Annotated in this window: 13 protein-coding genes and 2 pseudogenes; 7 read left to right on the plus strand and 8 right to left on the minus strand. The window is 49.4% G+C overall.

From position 1 onward, the window contains the following. Nucleotides 1–81: 81 nt before the first annotated feature. The 3 genes from LN737_RS10320 to LN737_RS10330 all read right to left on the minus strand — a co-directional run bounded on the left by LN737_RS10320 (nucleotide 82) and on the right by LN737_RS10330 (nucleotide 4,148). Complete coding sequence (locus LN737_RS10320; RefSeq protein ID WP_405518550.1) at nucleotides 82–546, minus strand: 3-oxoacyl-ACP synthase; 465 nt, start codon at nucleotides 544–546, stop codon at nucleotides 82–84. Between the two features lie 73 nt (nucleotides 547–619). Continuing rightward, on the minus strand, nucleotides 620–2,308 hold the full coding sequence (locus LN737_RS10325; RefSeq protein WP_405518552.1) for a phospholipase D-like domain-containing protein: 1,689 nt from the start codon (nucleotides 2,306–2,308) through the stop codon (nucleotides 620–622). Nucleotides 2,309–2,435: 127 nt separating this feature from the next. Further along, nucleotides 2,436–4,148 carry a GMC oxidoreductase gene (locus tag LN737_RS10330; RefSeq protein ID WP_405518554.1) on the minus strand — a complete coding sequence of 571 codons (1,713 nt, stop codon included), beginning with the start codon at nucleotides 4,146–4,148 and terminating at the stop codon, nucleotides 2,436–2,438. A gap of 169 nt (nucleotides 4,149–4,317) precedes the next feature. On the opposite strand from LN737_RS10330, the pseudogene LN737_RS10335 reads away from it, so the two are divergent. The 4 genes and pseudogenes from LN737_RS10335 (at nucleotide 4,318) to LN737_RS10350 (ending at nucleotide 8,192) form a co-directional block, all read left to right on the plus strand. Then, a pseudogene (locus tag LN737_RS10335) lies at nucleotides 4,318–5,170 on the plus strand (SDR family oxidoreductase). A 143-nt stretch (nucleotides 5,171–5,313) separates the two neighbouring features. Further along, nucleotides 5,314–6,177, plus strand: coding sequence for an SDR family oxidoreductase (locus LN737_RS10340; protein WP_405518555.1), 864 nt, complete (start codon nucleotides 5,314–5,316; stop codon nucleotides 6,175–6,177). Between the two features lie 66 nt (nucleotides 6,178–6,243). After that, the gene (locus LN737_RS10345; protein WP_405518557.1) at nucleotides 6,244–7,605 is read left to right on the plus strand and encodes a cytochrome P450; all 1,362 of its coding nucleotides are present in this window, start codon (nucleotides 6,244–6,246) and stop codon (nucleotides 7,603–7,605) included. A 212-nt stretch (nucleotides 7,606–7,817) separates the two neighbouring features. Then, nucleotides 7,818–8,192 carry an HPF/RaiA family ribosome-associated protein gene (locus LN737_RS10350; protein ID WP_405518559.1) on the plus strand — a complete coding sequence of 125 codons (375 nt, stop codon included), beginning with the start codon at nucleotides 7,818–7,820 and terminating at the stop codon, nucleotides 8,190–8,192. Nucleotides 8,193–8,277: 85 nt separating this feature from the next. On the opposite strand, the pseudogene metK reads toward LN737_RS10350, so the two are convergent. The 4 genes and pseudogenes from metK to LN737_RS10370 form a co-directional block, all read right to left on the minus strand. After that, nucleotides 8,278–9,554 (minus strand): annotated as a pseudogene (gene metK, locus LN737_RS10355) (methionine adenosyltransferase). A gap of 83 nt (nucleotides 9,555–9,637) precedes the next feature. After that, nucleotides 9,638–10,804 carry a lycopene cyclase family protein gene (locus tag LN737_RS10360; protein ID WP_405518561.1) on the minus strand — a complete coding sequence of 389 codons (1,167 nt, stop codon included), beginning with the start codon at nucleotides 10,802–10,804 and terminating at the stop codon, nucleotides 9,638–9,640. 155 nt (nucleotides 10,805–10,959) lie between these two features. Further along, the gene (gene lipA / locus LN737_RS10365) at nucleotides 10,960–11,853 is read right to left on the minus strand and encodes a lipoyl synthase (RefSeq protein ID WP_405518563.1); all 894 of its coding nucleotides are present in this window, start codon (nucleotides 11,851–11,853) and stop codon (nucleotides 10,960–10,962) included. Nucleotides 11,854–11,990: 137 nt separating this feature from the next. Further along, entirely contained in the window at nucleotides 11,991–12,776 is a 786-nt protein-coding gene (locus tag LN737_RS10370; protein WP_405518565.1) for a hypothetical protein, read from the minus strand. 189 nt (nucleotides 12,777–12,965) lie between these two features. On the opposite strand from LN737_RS10370, the gene LN737_RS10375 reads away from it, so the two are divergent. After that, entirely contained in the window at nucleotides 12,966–13,409 is a 444-nt protein-coding gene (locus LN737_RS10375; RefSeq protein ID WP_405518567.1) for an OsmC family protein, read from the plus strand. A 242-nt stretch (nucleotides 13,410–13,651) separates the two neighbouring features. Here the strand turns inward: LN737_RS10375 and LN737_RS10380 are convergent, their stop codons facing one another. Then, nucleotides 13,652–14,503: a hypothetical protein gene (locus LN737_RS10380; protein ID WP_405518569.1), complete on the minus strand. Its 852-nt coding sequence runs from the start codon at nucleotides 14,501–14,503 to the stop codon at nucleotides 13,652–13,654. Between the two features lie 137 nt (nucleotides 14,504–14,640). Between LN737_RS10380 and LN737_RS10385 the strand changes: the two genes are divergently transcribed. Next, nucleotides 14,641–15,441: a FecR family protein gene (locus LN737_RS10385; RefSeq protein ID WP_405518571.1), complete on the plus strand. Its 801-nt coding sequence runs from the start codon at nucleotides 14,641–14,643 to the stop codon at nucleotides 15,439–15,441. Between the two features lie 21 nt (nucleotides 15,442–15,462). Then, complete coding sequence (locus tag LN737_RS10390; RefSeq protein WP_405518573.1) at nucleotides 15,463–18,567, plus strand: TonB-dependent receptor; 3,105 nt, start codon at nucleotides 15,463–15,465, stop codon at nucleotides 18,565–18,567. Nucleotides 18,568–18,599: the final 32 nt, after the last annotated feature.

Here is an 18,599-nt window from a genome sequence, read left to right on the forward strand (position 1 = left end):
GCGAAAGACGGAGAAAACGGTCTTGATCCAAAAGAACGGATTTTGTGGTTTTATACCGGTGTTCACCCCAGATGGCGTCCTTCAGCTAATGTTTAGCAATTGGTACATTTGTTTATTGGCGGCTACAAGATCCCCCGTTTTATGACCTGCCAGCGCTACTGCAATCGGTGACGCGGGCGATACGGCGAAATAGTCCTTACCCTCAAGCTGGAGCTTTCCCGCACTGATGCTGATAAAAAACGTACCCCGGTTGGTGGTCACTAAGCTTCCCGGCTGCACGGTGTCGTAGGTTTTATCAATATTCAACCGACTTAAATCCTGATTCAATTTCAACGCTTCGCCCAGCAGTTGCGCATGGCGGTCGCGTTCGAGCTGCGCCATAGCCCGGCCTGTTTCGTATTTGTCGCCCGCGCTGCTTTTCGATTCTGAATTAGCCGCTTCCTGCGCGGCTTCCATCGCTTGCCGGGCCGTGTCGATACGTTGCTGGACGTATGTCTGACACGCTTGATGAAGAAGTTGTTTGAGCGGAATAGGGGTAGTCGTCATAGGTTGCCAGCCAATATCGGACAAAAATAACTTGCTTGTACAATATTGGCTGGAAGATGGTTTCTCTCACAACTCAGATATCCCCGGTTGAGCCGCTGAAATATAGCCTGACGTTTTCGGAGTACGTACCGTTTGTAAAGAAATCCTCTGCCCAGATAGGCGTTGGATTTAGAAAAATTCGGGCTGGGTCACTCGCCGTTGTTACAGAATTTTCTACATCACGGAAGTAGAAATGCCGAAACAGCCGCATAAACTCACCAAAATAAACATCAGCAACGCGCGTGTTTCCGCGAATGACGAGCGTATTCTCATCGTTACGCTGAATCGAGTTGACGCTAAAATTGGCAGACCCCGTAATCGTAATGGGATCGTCGCCAAGCGGATCAACCAGGATATACTTGGTGTGAATAAACTGAACCCTTGAATTAAGTCCCGTCAATCGCTCTTTCTTCATCCAGCTTTCCAGTGAATTTGGTCTGGTAATGCTGCTACCAAAAGCCGTACGGTTGGCCGGATTTGCCGTAATCTCGGGCGTATTGAGCCCTACGTCGGGTTTGTCGGAAATGACAAAAATCAGGTTGGTACGTTGGGGCTCAGCCAGTATTTTCTCGAATCGTTTGTCCAGCCCGAACGGAACCGTAATAAAGCTCGGTTTAGCCTGCGTTTCAACGACATTGGCGTACCAGTCCAGCACAGTCACGTGCGGGCGCGGGCTAAAAAAAACATCGACGGAGTTAGCCGCTGGCAATGTCCCCATAACGGGGTCTGACGTAATCTGTAACGTATCTGCTCGGGCTTCTTTGATAACCGGGTCGCTGTGCAGGCTTTTCCAATAGCTCAAATATTTCTGCGTAACCTTTTGACTGCGAACGATATGGCCAACGTTTGAGTGGCCAAAGATACCACCGACAGAGAGGTTTGTTGAGCCTGTCCAGACAGCTATGGGCTGCGTGCCTTTTAATAGGATCAGAAATTTATTATGCGAAATATCGCCCTGGTTCTTCCGAAACGTAGTGATGTTCTCAAGCCCCGTTTGCTTAACCAGCGCCTGCATTCTGGCTAACTGACTAGCCTCAGCGGAATCGTCGGCCTTAGCATGCACAATGATCTGTACATCGGCTCCGCGGCTTCTGGCTTTTGCCAGTTCCGTTAGTACCGGCTCGTAGGAAAATTCATACACGCTGGCCCTGATACCAAACCCGGCATCGGTTGCCTGCTGAATAAAGCTGAACATGGCTTCCTGTAGACCCCGACTCAGCCAGGGCCATACCTCCGGATGCTCGGTGGCGATGGCAGAAAAAGGCCCGTCTCCAAATTTATTGACAAACGCCTGCGACCCCGCTACACCCCGGTTGAAGTAAACCTCATGCTGCTGGCCCGTATCCGTCGTTTCAGTAGTGACAGTTACGGAGGTTTCGGCCAGGGTAGTGAGGGCAGCAGGCGTACCCCCGCGAGCCAGAATGCGATACGTATAGGAACGTCCGGGCCGGACCGTAAAATCGGACCAGAAAAAATCTTGTATTGGATGTTGTTCCGTCGAAACCATCCGGTCGACGGGTTTGTCAGGCAATACGTCTTCAAACACTTTGAACGATGTAAGCCAATCGGTTCGGTTGGTATTGTGATCTGTTCGTTGAATGGAGAATCCGAGCAGTTCACTATGAAGGCTAGCCTTCAGATTCATGCCAAGGGTAATAACGTAGGTCCCAGCCACAGCCAGTACGGCCAGAGAGCCTTCGTTATTTAGTTGTCGGGTACGCATAGCTGCTGGTTGTTAGGTAGTTTGTTGCCAGCAAATGACAGCTATATTTAGCTGAAAAACTAAGGGGAAAATACCTGATTATCAGTAGTAAATAACCCTATTTCAAGATGCTGAAAAATAAAGCCCGTTACAGGTTTTTCTTTTTCATTTCGTTCACTGCAAACGCTGCAGCCCGCGCTGTGAGTGCCATAAACGTAATGGATGGGTTCTGCGAGCCGGTAGAGGTCATGGCCGCGCCATCCGTAACAAATACGTTCTTCACCAGGTGAAGCTGATTGTGGGCGTTCAGCAGTGAAGTTTTCGAGTCGCGTCCCATTCGAACACCGCCCATTTCGTGAATGTCGAGCCCCGGGTTACGGTGATCGTCGTACGGTTTTATGTTTGTACAACCCGATTTCTGAAGCATGTCGGCTCCCTGTTCCAGAAAATCGGTCATCATTTTCAGGTCGTTATCGGTATAGTCGATAGCCGTTACCAGTTGCGGAATGCCCCAGGCATCTTTTTTGTCGGTGCTGAGCCGAACCTGGTTTTCGTAGCGTGGAACGGTTTCGCCCTGCATCATCATAAAGACGTTCCAGGCGCCCGGCTGGCTGAGCTTATCCTTAAAGTCAGCGCCAAAACCCGCCTGCGATGCGCCCCGGTGCCAGTTGGTACGTGCCGCACTAAAAGCCACCATATAGCCCCGCTGAAAATCCATTTCCTGCCTGTTGACATTACGAAAGTTGGGCATAAAAGCCGTTGTGGGCCGACGACCATAGTAATAGCCATTCTCAAAACCCTCATAATCCGCAACGATATTTCCCCGGTAATTGTGAAACGCTACGTAACGGCCCATCAACCCGTTGTCATTGCCCAGGCCATTCGGGAAACGCCGGGACGTAGAGTTCAGAAGCACCAGATTGGTATTCAGGCAGGCCGCATTGACGAAAATGATGCGGGCAAAATACTCCGTCATCTGTTTTGTGTGGGTGTCTATGACGCGAACGCCCGTAGCTTTTCCTTTCGCATCGTCGTAGATAATCGAGTGAACAACTGAATCAGGACGTAGCGTTAGCTTGCCGGTTTTAGCTGCCCAGGGTAGGGTAGACGAGTTGGAGCTGAAATAACCACCGTACGGGCATCCTCGATAACACAAATGCCTTGCCTGGCACTGTGCCCTGCCCTGATCGAAATGGATTTGCTTTGGCTCGGTCAGGTGAGCGCATCGGCCAATAATTACGTGTCGGTTTTTGTAGCTTTCGGCAACGCGCTTCTGAATGTGTTTTTCTACGCAGTTCAGTTCCCAGGGTTTCAGGAATTCGCCATCCGGTAGGGTTTCCAGGCCGTCTTTGTTGCCACTGATACCCACAAATTTCTCTACGTGGCTGTACCAGGGAGCAATGTCCTCGTAGCGAATGGGCCAGTCTACAGCGGCTCCGTCGCGGGCGTTGGTTTCAAAATCAAACTTGCTCCATCGCTGCGTTTGCCGCGCCCAGATGAGCGATTTGCCTCCCACCTGATAGCCCCGAATCCAATCGAACGGCTTTTCCTGAATGTACGGATGTTCGGCATCTTTCACGAAAAACTGCTGTGTACTTTTGTCCAGCGCGTAGCATTTAGTAGCAATTGGATTTTCCTGATCAAAAGCTTCGGGCATACGGTTCCTGTGCGGAAATTCCCACGGATTCTGCGTTGCTGTGGGGTAATCGACAATATGCCGAACGTCACGACCCCGCTCCAGAACGAGCGTTTTTAATCCCTTTTCGCACAATTCTTTTGCCGCCCAGCCTCCGCTAATGCCTGAACCAATCACAATGGCATCATAAGTACGGGCCGCTCTGGCATCACCGTTGATATGCATAAGCTGACCTATTTTAGAGATACGATATTACGTATTCTCCATTGCCGAACAAAATCCACCGGCTCAATAGGTTTCTGCAAACAACTCTAGTTGCTTTTGGATTATCCCAAAACATATAGACCAGACCTATAAGGTTTTTGAAACCTTATAGGTCTATAAAAGCAACGTTATGACAATTGACATTCCTCCTCAACACCAGGATGTTCAGCCGGGTATAGAGGCTGAGTTGAATCCGCAGCCGGAAGTTATCCGGCCATCGTACAAAGGCGCTAATAAACTTAAGGGGAAAGTTGCTCTCATTACCGGTGGCGACAGTGGCATCGGGCGCGCCGTAGCTGTGCATTTTGCCCGCGAAGGCGCCGACGTAGCGATTTCCTACACCCCTCGCGAAGAGGTAGACGCCCAGAAAACCAAAGAGCTGGTTGAAGAAGAAGGCCGTAAGTGTGTTCTGTTGCCGGGCGATATTCGTCAGGAAGCGTACTGCTCACAAATCGTAGAGGATACCGTAAAAAAGCTCGGTAAGCTCAACATTCTGGTCAATAATGCTGGTTTGCAGCTTCAGCATCAGACACTCGAAGAAGAAACCGACGAGGATTTGCTCGCTACCTACGAAACGAATATCTATTCGTTTTTCCGGTAACCAAAGCCGCTGTACCGCACTTGCAAAAAGGAGATACGGTTATCAATACTACGTCGATTACGGCCTATCAGGGACGCGCCGATCTGCTGGAGTATTCATCCACAAAAGGGGCTATCATGACGTTTACACGGGCGCTGTCGAGCAACCTGATTACCAAAGGAATTCGTGTAAACGCTATAGCCCCCGGCCCCATCTGGACACCCTTGAATCCGTCTTCCGTCAGTGCCGAAGAAGTGGCTCAGTTCGGGAAAGACGTACCGATGAAGCGGCCGGGACAACCCAGCGAGGTAGCTCCGGCGTATGTGTTTCTGGCTTCTGAAGATGCTTCCTATATAACCGGTCAGGTACTGCACCCAACGGTGGAACCATTGTGAACGCGTAAAACCAGTCAGTAGGCATCGGTCATCAGTCAATAGTCAATAGTTGTTAGTGATTTCCCGCGAGTTCGCTTGTCCGATACTGGCCTAACTAATACCGACCATTAGCCAATGACCACTGACTAATAACTCTTTACTATCGACTATTATGGATCAAATGGATGTTAAAACCAGGCCCCAGCATCAGAATGCGCAGCCGGGCCTGGAATATGAAATGGACCCGCAACCGATTTATATTCGGGATGACTATCAGGGGGCCGATAAATTGAAGGATACAGTCGCTGTTATAACTGGTGGCGACTCAGGCATTGGTCGGGCCGTAGCGATTCATTTCGCCCGCGAAGGCGCCGATTTGGCCATTATATATCACCCTCGTGAAGAAGAGGACGCCCAGAAAACCAAATCGCTTGTGGAAGCGGAAGGTCGTCGGTGTCTGCTCATCTCGGGTGACCTGAAACAGCTCACGTTCATTCAGGATGCCGTCGATCTGATTATCGATACGTATGGCCATGTTAATATTCTGGTGAACAATGCAGCCAATCACGTAGAGCAGAAAGAATTCGTTGGTATCTCCGATCAGCAGATGCGCGAAACATTCGAACTGAATATTTTGGCGATGTTCCGAATTACAAAAATTCTGCTGCCCTACATGGCCGAAAACGACTGTATTATTAACACTACGTCGGTTGTATCCTATCGGGGCAGCGAATCGCTAATTGATTATTCATCGACCAAAGGAGCCGTTACGGCCTTTACGCGTTCGTTGTCGCAAAATCTGATTGAGCGGAAAATCCGGGTAAACGCGGTGGCTCCCGGCCCCATCTGGACGCCTTTGATTGTGGCAACCAAAACGCTCGAGGAAGTTGGCGAGTTTGGCAAAGATACGCCCATGGGCAGGCCCGGCCAGCCTGCCGAACTAGCGCCGGCCTACGTATTTCTGGCGTCGGAAGATGCGTCTTATTTTGCGGGTCAGGTCATACACGTCAATGGGGGAGAGGTCGTGAATTCGTAGCGATTTTGCCCGATCTGGCTTACCTTTATCGTCGTTCTGAATATCGATTCGGAACGACTTTTTTCTATGGAAACGATTGCGCCTGTCGGTCAGCCCGTACCGATGTTTGCGGGCTTGCCATTACTTGGAAATACGCTCGCTTTCTTTCGTGATCCGCTGAAAGCGTTGCTCACGCTACAACGTCAGCAACATCGGATGGTCCATCTTCGCATCGGTGGGCGGCATCAGTACCTGGTGTTTAGTCCCGAAGACAGCAAGCACGTTTTGCAGGAAAACCACCGGAATTACGGCCGGTCACCAGCTTTTCAGGTGCTGAAAATCTTTCTGGGTAATGGGTTGCTTACCAGCGAAGGCGATTTCTGGCGTCGGCAACGACGGCTGGCCCAACCGGCTTTTCATCGTCAGAAATTAGCGGCTTTAATGCAGACGATGGTTGCTGAAACGGCCAACTGGCTCGATGAACTGAAACAGGCTGATCGCCAGAAGTCCGTCAACGTATCGCAGGCGTTTATGGACGTAACAATGCGGATTGTCTGCAAAACGCTGTTCGGGTCTGATGTAGCTACGCAGCTTGACGGTCTGTCGCTAGCGCTTGATACGCTCAATTACATGGCGAACGAGCGGCTGGTTTCGCCGATTCGCTTTCCGCTTAGCTGGCCAACACCAGGTAATCGGCGCTTCCGGCGGGCGGGGGTATTGGTCGATACGTTTATTTATGGATTAATTCACCAACGGCGGCAAAATCTGAATGATTCGGGCGATGATCTGCTGAGTATGCTACTGAGTACGGAAGACGAAGAGACCGGCGAACGCATGTCGGATCTGCAACTGCGTGACGAATGTGTTACGCTCTTTGCCGCCGGACACGAGACCACAGCAGTCTCAATGGCGTGGACACTTGATCTACTCGCCCAGCACCCCGACGTATTGGCGCGGCTTCGTCAGGAAAGTCAGCAGGTACTTGGCGACGCTAAAATCCCCGCGCCTGAGCTATTTCGTTCGCTTACGTATACGTTGCAGGTTGTGCAGGAGTCGCTGCGTCTGTACCCGCCCGCCTGGATCATGAGTCGACTGGCACTCGGCGATGATCACATTGGTCCCTACACCATTCCGGCGGGGGCAACAGCGCTGGTTTGCCCGTATCTTCTTCACCGCGATCCGGCCAGCTGGTCGGAGCCGGAGCGGTTCGATCCCGATCGTTTTGCACCGGGCGGGGAGAAAGAGCAACTTCATTCGTATGCGTATTTGCCGTTTGGTGGTGGCCCTCGCCTTTGTATTGGGAATCAGTTTGCGCTGATGGAAATGCAGATTTTACTGGCCATGCTCGTGCGGGATTTCGACATTCAGCCCGTACAGAATCCGCCGGTTAAACCTCAGCCGCTTATTACGTTACGCCCCAATCGACCGATTCGGGTCATTCTCCGATAATTTTAAATTATACTTTTCAAAGAATATGCGTATGTAACCGTTTCACGAAATGTGCTAAATCGTTGCTGAATCAGAGTATTAAGTTTTTCGGATTGTAAAGTCCGTGAAACAGGCTTGCATCTTTCGTAGGTAGCCTTGACTTTGTGATACCTATTCCCAAACTTAGTTAATCCATTGATGTTCTAAAATCAGTTCACTTTAAAAGCGACACAATGAGACTACAAATTCATGCCGTGCGATTCACGGCCGATCAGAGCCTGTTAGATTTCATCCAGGCAAAGCTTGACAAGTTGGATACCTTTCATGATCGCATTATTAGCGGGGAGGTATTTTTGAGGCTAGAAGGAGCCGATACCAACAAAGTCAAGGAAAAAATAGTCGAAGTTCGGCTTATGATACCCGGAAAAGAGCTTTTCGTGAAAGAACACGATAAAAGCTTCGAAAGCGCCACCGATAGGGTGATGGATGTGTTGAAAGACAAACTCGTTCGCTGCAAACAGAAACGAAACGACATTTCCAGCCCAGCTATTGCGGAAGCTAAATCCCGGGTTGAAGAAGACGAAGTCGTTGACCTTGACGAATTATAACTAAGTAAAAACTGCTCAATATAAAGAAAGCCACTCCATATGGGGTGGCTTTCTTTTTGGTACGTAAACGAGTGATTGCGCTACGTTATATTCCAAAGGATTCTTTGATCTTATCGACAAAATCAAGCTTCTCCCAGGTGAATAGCTCAACTTCTACTTCTTTCGAATGGCCGTTTGATCCGAAGGTTTTTTTTACGATTTCGTTTTTACGACCCATATGGCCATAAGCAGCTGTTTCGGAATAGATTGGATTCCGGAGTTTCAGCCGTTGTTCGATAGCATACGGACGCATGTCGAAAATCTGTCCTACTTTTTCCGCAATTTCACCATCGTGCAAATCTACTTTGGCCGTGCCGTAGGTATTTACGTATAAACCGCAGGGTTTGGCTACGCCGATTGCGTACGACACCTGCACCAGTACCTGATCGCACAGACCAGCCGCTACCAGGTTTTTGGCAATATGGCGGGTCGCATAAGCCGCTGAACGGTCAACTTTCGAAGGATCTTTACCGAGAAAGCCCCACCGCCGTGAGCGCCTTTTCCACCGTACGTATCAACGATGATTTTACGGCCGGTAAGACCCGTATCGCCGTGTGGGCCACCAATAACGAACTTGCCCGTTGGGTTTATGTAGTACGTAATATCGTCGGTGAAAAGCTTGTGTAGCTCAGCTTTCTGAGCCGCTTTTACACGGGGAATAACGATGTTGATAATATCTGCCTTGATTTTTGCGAGCATCGTAGCATCGTCCGCAAAATCATCGTGCTGAGTCGAAACCACAATCGTATCAATACGGATTGGCTGGTGGTCATCAGAATACTCAATCGTCACCTGCGACTTGGCATCAGGCCGCAGATACGGCATCAGGTCGCTTTCGTTGTTCCGAATCTGCGACATTTCGCGCAGGATAGCATGAGCCAGATCCAGCGGCAATGGCATGTAATTATCGGTTTCGTTGGTCGCGTAGCCGAACATCATCCCCTGGTCGCCAGCACCCTGTGCATTCGCCTTGGTTTCAAAATCGTCGTTTGCAACCTCCCGGTCAACGCCCTGGTTAATATCGGCTGACTGATCGTGCAGGGCCGAGAAGATACCGCAGGAGTTGGCTTCAAACATATACTCGCTTTTCGTATAGCCGATTTTCCGGATTACCTCGCGGGTAATTTTTTGAACGTCTAAGTACGTATCGGTTTTTATTTCACCGGCTAAAACTACCTGGCCAGTGGTAACGAGCGTTTCGCAGGCTACCTTACTGGAAGGATCGAACGCCAGAAAGTTATCTATGAGTGCGTCTGATATCTGGTCAGCGACTTTATCGGGATGTCCTTCAGAAACGGACTCGGAAGTGAAAAGATAAGGCATTGATACTCCGTATGACTTGGTTTATTTTACAAATCTACAAGTTTCTGGCTAGGTGACAATATTCCTCATTTCGGTTCTACTGGTTAACCGGCCAGTTTTCGGCGCAATACGTCGAAGAATGCCTGTGTAAACGGCCAAAAGGGTAGGGTGGCAAATAAACGAAGTTCATCGATAAATCGCGTATCTTCATCCAGAAATGCAAAAATACGCCGGGGATTTTTCGTATAAACTCGTGTGAATACGTCATCAGCCGGATGACGGTTTTTTTCGAGTACGTTCAAAAATATACTGTCGTAGAGTTTGAACCGACCCTTGAACCACGAAACCTGACGATTCGGTTTGCCCGTTTTTGCCAGATTATGAACGATGGCCTGTAAGTACCGCTGCGTTCGCTGAAATGTGTAACCGGTTGAGGCTTTTGTAAAACCACCCGCTGTTCCAATCCGGATGATATGCTCTGAAGGGTTCTCTTCCGTTCGTTCGTCCGACATGGGAATTACGCCATATTCGGTCTCGCTGATTTGATAAGCACCTGTATCCAGAAATTGATCAATATATCGACGAAGTTCAGCATCATATTCGTCGTCGGTTAACAGGCTACCATTGAAGAGTGTATATTCGACAAGGGCCGTTTTTTCATCGAAGGGAAGTATATAAATAAAGCGGCAGTCCCCCTGCTGATCGACCCGGAAATCCATGATTTTGGGCTGTTGGGGGTCGAAGCAAGGCTTTTCGGTCGTAATCACCCATCCTTTAAAGTGCTGCAACAGATTATGGTTTTCCGGCTGATCCAGCTTCAGCGCAAACGTACTGTCGAACACGTAATCAGCAATATAGGGCTCGTCATTTGCAATCACGAAACCGCCCTGTGGCGTATCTTTAATCCGGTCGATACTCACCTGTTTTTGCTCAACATTCGGATATTTCGCCAGTTCTGCCTGCACAAAATCATAGAAATCGATACCACGTAGCATTTTGTATCGGTATTTCCCCAGGTCAATCGGTCCGGCATAGGTAGTACCGTTAAAACTCACGCTATTCCAGGTGCGGAACAAAACAGGCTCAAATGCACAGGGCCTCGAAGATTTTGTCGTACCTTCCCAGAAACACCACGTTCGGTCGTTCCGATTTTTAAGCTCGCGGTCCAGAATTAAGATCGACCGGTTTCGCAGGGGAGACTGGAGTAAGTAATAAGCCAGGCTTAACCCTGCCATGCCTCCGCCAGCAATGATGAAGTCATATTTTTTCATGCGGTAAAGAAAAAGTCCGAACCGATGGCCCGGACTCTTCTCAAGAAAGTGATTGCGATAGTGAATTGTTTTAATGGATCAAGGATAATGTAAAATGAAAATGAGCTATCCCCTCAGTTTTACGTTAGTCATTATCCATTTGACAGTATTCATTTCTAAACGTTCACGTGCTTTTCGGCATGGTAACTCGACCGAACCAGCGGACCGGACTCAACGTATTTCAGGCCCCGTTTTAACCCTTCTTCCCGGTACATGGCGAACGTATCGGGGTGAATCCATTCAATCACCTCGTGGTGCATCTTGGTCGGTTGAAGATATTGACCCAGCGTGAGCACATCAAGACCATTTTGGGCCAGATCGTCCATTGCCTTAAACACTTCGTCGTGGGTTTCGCCCAGGCCGAGCATAATTCCGGATTTGGTCCGTTGTCCATACTCTTTGGTCCGCCGAATCTGCTCCAGGCTACGTTCATAACGGGCCTGCGGGCGAACGCGCCGGTATAGCCGCTCGACGGTTTCCATATTGTGCGAAACCACTTCCTGTCCGGCCGAGATCATCCGTTCGAGCGCTTCCCAGTTGCCTTTTGTATCGGGGATGAGCGTTTCAATCGTCGTGGTAGGCGAAGCTTCTTTAATCAGCCGCACGGTTTGGTACCAGATTTCGGCGCCACGGTCTTTTAATTCATCACGGTTAACCGACGTAATGACAGCATGTTTGACTTTCATCAGAACGATGGCTTCGGCAACGCGCCGGGGTTCGTCGGTATCGTACTCGTTTGGGCGTCCGGTAGCTACCGCGCAGAACGTGCAGCTCCGGGTACAAACATTCCCCAGAATCATAAACGTAGCGGTACCGGCACCCCAGCATTCCCCCATATTAGGGCAATTGCCACTTTCGCAAATCGTATGGAGTTTGTGCTCATCCACCAACTTACGCACTTTAGCATATTCTGGACCGATTGGCAGTTTGACACGCAGCCAGTCGGGGCGTTTCGGGGCACCCGCCCGGTTTCGTTGTTGTTCGGAGGGTATTACAGGTAGTTCAATCATAGCTCCTCATTCCTTTCCAGCAAAATTCGTTTTTTGGAAGTAAAGTTCATAAATATAGGAGAAGGCAGAAAGGAAAAGGGAGAAGGAATTTATAGGTTCATTTCCTTCTCCCTTTTCCTTTCTGCCTTCTCCTATATTTATTTCTTACTCCCGAAAAACAGGGTTATATACCCTGAGGTGAAGAAACTGCGATTTCCATCTTCGCGGTTGCCGCCTGGATCGGTGTTGGGGATGATGACAACTTTATTGGGGAAAATCTTGGCCAGGAAACCAACTTCAACGCCGGTTGTATTGCTTCGGAACGTACTCAGCTCGAAGCTCAGAGCCGCTTTCAGGTTTAAGCCAACCGTGAATTTCGATTGATCGAGCCCCTGGAAAAAGCCCCCTGAGCCGGTTACGGTTTCTCCTGTGGCCGTTGCAAATCCATTTACCTGGGAGGCTGGTACCGTACGGGTCGTGTTGGCGTAGGAAACCTCGAGGTAATAGGGCTTGATAATACCAATTGAGGGGCCAGCCGCCAGGATACCACTGACCGCAACACCTTCGTCAGAATTGCGCTGAAATAAACGGACCTCCCGGCCATACTGAGGGCGTATCACAAACAAATAGTTCTCTTTCCCTTCAATGAAACGTGACCCCACGCTGTTGATGGATGATTGAAGCTCTTTGGGATGCTTTACGTTCACCAGCTCGACACTAAAATAGCGAGCCTGCGGCATACCGAATAGCGTGCCCGGAATAAGCTTCGTATGCCGAAATGCGAACCCGCCAATTACGCCAGAATTGGTATTGGATGTGAGGCCAAACGTAGTCGCTGTCCGATAATTTTCTTCTTCTGAATCAGTACGTTGCGCTTTACTGCTTTGAGCGGTCAGCAGTAAGCCACTTACTACAAGGCCAAGTAATCCGTATATTGTTCGCATTGCTGTAAAATCCTGAATTAAAGCTACTGTTTTTTGCTCATTTTCACAAAATCAATAACCACAATTCATGTAACTACGCCAATAATTTTTATGTTTAAGTCGTAATAAGCAATTAATTAGGAAACGGTAGCTGATACGTTTTACACTGATAACGTATTGTTTACTACACTACCCTGACTTACAACTTTTATGGCAACAATTCATATCGATTACCTGGGCGAATTACGTACCGACTGCGTTCATTTACAGTCGGGTACGCACATCAATACCGACGCACCTACCGACAACCAGGGGCGGGGAGAAGCCTTCTCTCCTACAGATTTAGTAGCGAATGCACTCGGTACGTGCATCATTACAACCATGGCTATCAATGCCCGACGGGATGGTATTGATCTGTCGGGCAGTGAGCTTGACGTAACAAAAGTTATGTCGAGTCAGCCCCCACGAAAAATTGCCCGTATTGTGATTGACCTAGTTCTGCGCGCGAATCGAGAAGGCAATTCATTTTTACCGGATGACTCAACCCGCGCCCGCCTGGAAGCCATTGCTCATACCTGCCCCGTAGCAATCAGCCTGCACCCCGACATTGACCAGGCCGTTAGTATCCGCTGGGAAGAAGCCGTGGCGATTTAATGAAGAATGTGTAATAAATAATGTGCAATGGCGAGAGAAAACGCGTTGTACATTATTTATTATTTTGGGCCTGCTGCAAATTAAGCCTGTATAGGTAAAAATACTCAATTTTTTCTATCCAAACGCGAGCGTTTAGCGGCCATTTTAGAACAATATCTTTTTAAACATTAGCGTGCGTAATGTAACGTTGAGTTACATGCGCGTTAAAAGCAACGGATCGAAGGTTATTTTACAAGACTGGGTTAGTTTGACTGCTTATTCGCTAAAGCAGGTGCATAAGCACTAGAATTGGTAATTTTCTTGCTTTTACGCTTCGTACGCCAGTATTTGATATCGGCAGTTAGGTTTTCCAGGAAAAACGATGGCCCAACCGATAAGTATAAACCCGTGTAATTTATCTGACTCTCAGGAATGTCTTTTTTTAGGATAAAACGATAGCCAGTCAGAAAGTTTAATCCAAACCAATGCAACGGACGTAGCCAGCGAACCAGTGGAAACTGGTAGGCTGCCGATACGCCTACACCAAGGGGCAGAAAAATTCCTCGTGCCACTTCATGTTTCTTCGCCCCTTCATCATTGACCTCGTAACGAGAGTGCCCATAGCCAAACTCCAGGGGTAAACTCACTTCAAAAGCCTTCCGGCGCAAAATATAGCGTTCGTAAAAAACGGTTCCGATCCGCAAATGGCGCGTAACAGACTCCGACGTATTGGGTAAAAGACCCGGATGGTCCAGCTGTTGATTGATAAAATAAAAGCCAGCTCCTGCCTTGAAACTAGCCGATCGTCCTCCGTGTAAGGCTGGCCGGTCCCGCTTGGGAGGAAATAAAAAACCAGCCCGGATGCCATATACACTAACAGGAGTCCGGCGATTGTCTTCGGTACGGGTGTCGTTAAAGAAAAAAAAGCGTTGATCCGTAGAGGCCGTGAAAGTCAATGACTTAGGGTTACTGACCTGACTAGAATCGGGATGCGCGCCCGTGGGTGCTTTCAAATGGGTTTTGGTTTCAACAGCGGCTTTAGGTTGTGCCCACGCAGCACCGCCAGCCCAACTCCAGAGGAGCCAGTAAAAAATCAGACGAGAAAATAAACCCATGATTCCTTTACAATTAATAAAGACATAACAGCCAGGTTGATGAATGGTTACAGGTTTACTGTTTATGATAAAGTTCAAATATGTAAGTAGAATTACCGGAACGGTGTGTTTTGGGCTTATAGAAAATTGTACAATCTGTGCCAGATAAACCATATTCTGCCTACACCGCTGAGGACTTTGCCCTCGACGACCTGTTTGTGCGTTGGGTGCAACACCCCGACGACGAAGAGGTGGCAGCGTATTGGCAAAACTGGCTGAGTAACCACCCGCACCGCAGCCAGGTCGTTGACGTTGCACGGGAGATTATTACAACTGGCAGCCGGCCAGCGGTACCTGCGCTCTCGTCGGAAGAAATCTCATCCGTATGGGGTCGTATTCGCGAATCACTCCAGACGATGGAGGATGTTCGTCCGCTCCAGCCCGCTGTTCGGGCTATGGTTGGCTGGTGGTACTTTATTCGAACGGTAGCCGCCTTACTGGGTGTCGTGCTGCTGATTGGCTGGGCGCTCTGGATGCAGTATGGTCCGAATCAGTGCGTATCGACCATTAATACACTGGCTCATCAAACCCGTGAGATTCGTTTGCCTGACAATTCAATGGTGAAGCTTTTTCCTAACAGTAGTGTCCACTATGCCCGTTGCTGGAACGACGAGTCGCCGAGGGCCGTCTGGCTGGAGGGAGAAGCCGATTTTGCCATTGTACACCGCACCGATACCTCCTCCGCACGGCTCTTTAGGGTCCATACGGCTGGTCTTACCATCGAAGCTGTTGGCACCGCCTTTCAGGTACGGCATTGTGATAAAGGTACCCGTGTAGCCCTTACATCGGGACAGGTGAATTTACTCGTGAAACAACAAAAGCCCATTCGGCTTAAACCCGGAGAGTCCATTGATGTGATGACCGACTCCCCAAAGCTTTACCCTAGTACTAATCGTTAACTCTTATTTATCCTAATCCTTATGTACAAAACAATTACCCAGCCGCCACGGCGATCGTGGCTTCCGCTTCTCGGCCTGACAGCCCTTACGCTGCTTGGCCAACCAGCATTTAGTGCTCCTCCGGCAAATCGCCTGGCCACGGGAAACCCAATGCAGGAACGAACAGTCACTGGTAAAGTGCTTTCGGGCGATGACAACAATGCCCTGCCGGGTGTCAGTGTGGCCGTGAAGGGCACAACGCGCGGCACAACAACGGACGCCAATGGAACGTATCGAATTTCGGTACCCAGTAATCAGGCTGTGCTGGTTTTCTCGGCCGTTGGCTTTGTTAATCAGGAGATTACAGTTGGTAATCAGTCAACGGTGAACCTGACCATGTCGACCGACACCCGGGCTCTGAACGAAGTGGTTGTTATTGGTTACGGTTCGCAGAAAAAGAGCCAGACCACCGGAGCTATCTCGTCGGTTACGCCGAAGCAAATCACCGAACAGCCCATCACCAACATTGGGCAGGCCATGCAGGGTCGGGTAGCGGGTGTCGACGTAGCACAATCGGGTAGCCGGCCGGGTTCCGTACCAACCATCCGGATTCGGGGTCGCCGTTCGTTCAACGCTGGTAACGATCCGCTATACGTAGTAGATGGTATTCCGCTGGCACGTGAATACGAAGACATCAACCCGAACGACGTTGGTTCCATGGAAATCCTGAAGGATGCGACGGCAACGGCCATTTATGGCGCCAGAGGGGCAAATGGGGTTGTGCTGGTAACAACCAAACGCGGTAATCAAAACGGCAAAACGACCATTAGTTACGATAACTACGTTGGTTTTACAGACGCTCTGGATAAAGTCCACCTGTTCAGCGGTTCCGAATTTGCCGAATTCGTACGGGAAGCGTATCGGACAACGGGCAACTATAAAGATGCCAACGGCAATCCGGTTCCGACGGGCGTAGCCGATGCGTACGCCGACTCAAAAGTGGCTGTGCTGGGTGGTGACCCGAACGTAGCGGCTGGTCTGGCTGCGAACCGGAATACCGATTGGCAGTCACTGATTCTGAAGCAGGGCTTTCAGCAGAACCACTCGATTGGGGTTCAGGGCGGTAACGAAAAAACGCAGTTCTACATTTCAGCTGGCTTTTTCCAGGATAAAGGCATTATGCCAGGGCTGGATTTTACCCGCTATTCGCTACGTGCCAATATCGATCACCAGATCAATAAAGTGCTTAAGGTGGGCATTGCTTCATATATGATGTATAGCTTGCGTAATGGGGAGACGCTGAATCCATATAACTTTACGCTTCAGCAAAATCCGCTTGGCCGGCCTTACGACGATAACGGCAAACTGATTTTCTCGCCTACGAATGATGCACTGCTCACCAATCCGCTCGCTGAAGTTGTGCCGGGTGCACAAATAGATGAACGGAAGAAGTATCGTATTTTCAACAGTGTCTATGCGGAAGTAAGCATTCTTGACGGACTAAAATACCGGGTTAATTTCGGGCCTGATTTCACGATCAACCGGTATGGTCGCTTCATTGGTGCCCAAACGAACGCCCGGAAATTTGGTGATCCGCAGGCTTCCAACGCCAGCACCTTTAATTTCGACTACACGCTGGAGAACGTAGTGACATATAACAAAAAGTTTGGCGATCATAACCTGGGCATTACGGCCCTGCAATCCATTCAGCGTGATAATTCCGAGTTCAACCTCATCAACGTACAGGGTGTTCCTGCTGAGACTCAGTCGTTTTATAACGTAGGTAATGCCAGTTCGGTGTTAGGTGTAGGTAGTGGGTTGATTCAGTGGACCATCAACTCGTACATGGGTCGGGTGAACTACGACTACAAAGACAAATACCTGGTAACGGCCACGTTGCGTCGGGATGGGTCGAGCCGGTTCGGTGAAAATACCAAGTATGGTAACTTCCCTGGTATTGCTCTGGGCTGGAATATCAGCAATGAAGATTTCATGAAGGGTTCAACCTGGGTTGATCTGTTGAAATTGCGGGCTAGCCGAGGTTCGGTTGGTAACCAGGGCGTAGCGCCTTATCAAACCCAGGGCTTACTGGGACGTACTGTGTACGCATTCGGCAACACACCCGCCTATGGATACCGTCCGGAAACGATTGGCAACCCCGATTTACGCTGGGAAACGTCGACCACAACAAACATTGGTCTTGATTTCAGCCTCTGGCGGGGCCGCGTGACGGGCGCTATCGAACTGTATCAGACCCGGACAACCGATTTGCTGTTATCTGATCTGCTGCCGACCTCTGTGGGCTTCAACGCCGTTACCCGGAACATTGGCGAAACCCAGAACAAAGGGGTAGAAGCCAGCATATCTACGGTAAACGTGAATGCAAAAAGTGGCTTTAAATGGACTTCCGACATTGTGTTCACCAAAAATACGGAATCGATTATTTCGCTGTTTAACGGTCCCGTTGATGACGTCGGTAACAAACGATTCATCGGCAAACCCCTGACTGAGTTTTTTGATTACAAGAAAGCGGGTATCTGGCAGACCAATGAAGCGGATGCGGCTAAGTCTTACCAGAGTGCTGTTGGGCAGATTAAAGTGCAGGATACCAATAACGACGGCAAAATCACGGCTGACGACCGGGTGTTCCTGGGCTCCGATATCCCAACCTGGAGCGGTGGTATCACGAACCGGTTCAGCTACAAAGGCTTTGACCTGAACTTTTTTATCTATGCCCGTATTGGCCAGACCATTCTGAGTGGTTTTCACCGGGATAACAACCAGTTAGCTGGTCGCTATCAGCAAATCAAAGTCGATTACTGGACGCCCAACAACCCGACAAACGAGTTTCCCCGGCCTAACTCAAGCCAGGAATTTCCTGTATACAACTCCGCGATTATCTATTTCGACGGCTCGTTCGTGAAGGTTCGGAATATCAACTTCGGGTATACGTTCCCGGCCAGCATTACGTCGAAACTTCGCCTGCAGTCGCTGCGGATATTCACCAGCATTCAGCAGCCGTTCATTTTCTCATCGTACCGGTCGAAGTACAACGGTGTCGATCCAGAAACCAGCGATGGTACGGTCAGCAATGGTGTTACGCCAGCTACCCGTGTAACGACTTTTGGTTTAAACGTTAAATTCTAAGCGCATAGCCAACAAGCAGTGTGTTTATAAAC

The sequence above is a fragment of the Spirosoma sp. KNUC1025 genome, assembly GCF_045160025.1.
Taxonomy (GTDB): domain Bacteria; phylum Bacteroidota; class Bacteroidia; order Cytophagales; family Spirosomataceae; genus Spirosoma.

What these genes read in the sequence shown, in the direction of transcription:
- LN737_RS10320 (WP_405518550.1), bottom strand. Translation starts at nt 546, where the DNA reads ATGACGACTACCCCTATTCCGCTCAAACAACTTCTTCATCAAGCGTGT.
- LN737_RS10325 (WP_405518552.1), bottom strand. Translation starts at nt 2,308, where the DNA reads ATGCGTACCCGACAACTAAATAACGAAGGCTCTCTGGCCGTACTGGCT.
- LN737_RS10330 (WP_405518554.1), bottom strand. Translation starts at nt 4,148, where the DNA reads ATGCATATCAACGGTGATGCCAGAGCGGCCCGTACTTATGATGCCATT.
- LN737_RS10340 (WP_405518555.1), top strand. Translation starts at nt 5,314, where the DNA reads ATGGATCAAATGGATGTTAAAACCAGGCCCCAGCATCAGAATGCGCAG.
- LN737_RS10345 (WP_405518557.1), top strand. Translation starts at nt 6,244, where the DNA reads ATGGAAACGATTGCGCCTGTCGGTCAGCCCGTACCGATGTTTGCGGGC.
- LN737_RS10350 (WP_405518559.1), top strand. Translation starts at nt 7,818, where the DNA reads ATGAGACTACAAATTCATGCCGTGCGATTCACGGCCGATCAGAGCCTG.
- LN737_RS10360 (WP_405518561.1), bottom strand. Translation starts at nt 10,804, where the DNA reads ATGAAAAAATATGACTTCATCATTGCTGGCGGAGGCATGGCAGGGTTA.
- lipA (WP_405518563.1), bottom strand. Translation starts at nt 11,853, where the DNA reads ATGATTGAACTACCTGTAATACCCTCCGAACAACAACGAAACCGGGCG.
- LN737_RS10370 (WP_405518565.1), bottom strand. Translation starts at nt 12,776, where the DNA reads ATGCGAACAATATACGGATTACTTGGCCTTGTAGTAAGTGGCTTACTG.
- LN737_RS10375 (WP_405518567.1), top strand. Translation starts at nt 12,966, where the DNA reads ATGGCAACAATTCATATCGATTACCTGGGCGAATTACGTACCGACTGC.
- LN737_RS10380 (WP_405518569.1), bottom strand. Translation starts at nt 14,503, where the DNA reads ATGGGTTTATTTTCTCGTCTGATTTTTTACTGGCTCCTCTGGAGTTGG.
- LN737_RS10390 (WP_405518573.1), top strand. Translation starts at nt 15,463, where the DNA reads ATGTACAAAACAATTACCCAGCCGCCACGGCGATCGTGGCTTCCGCTT.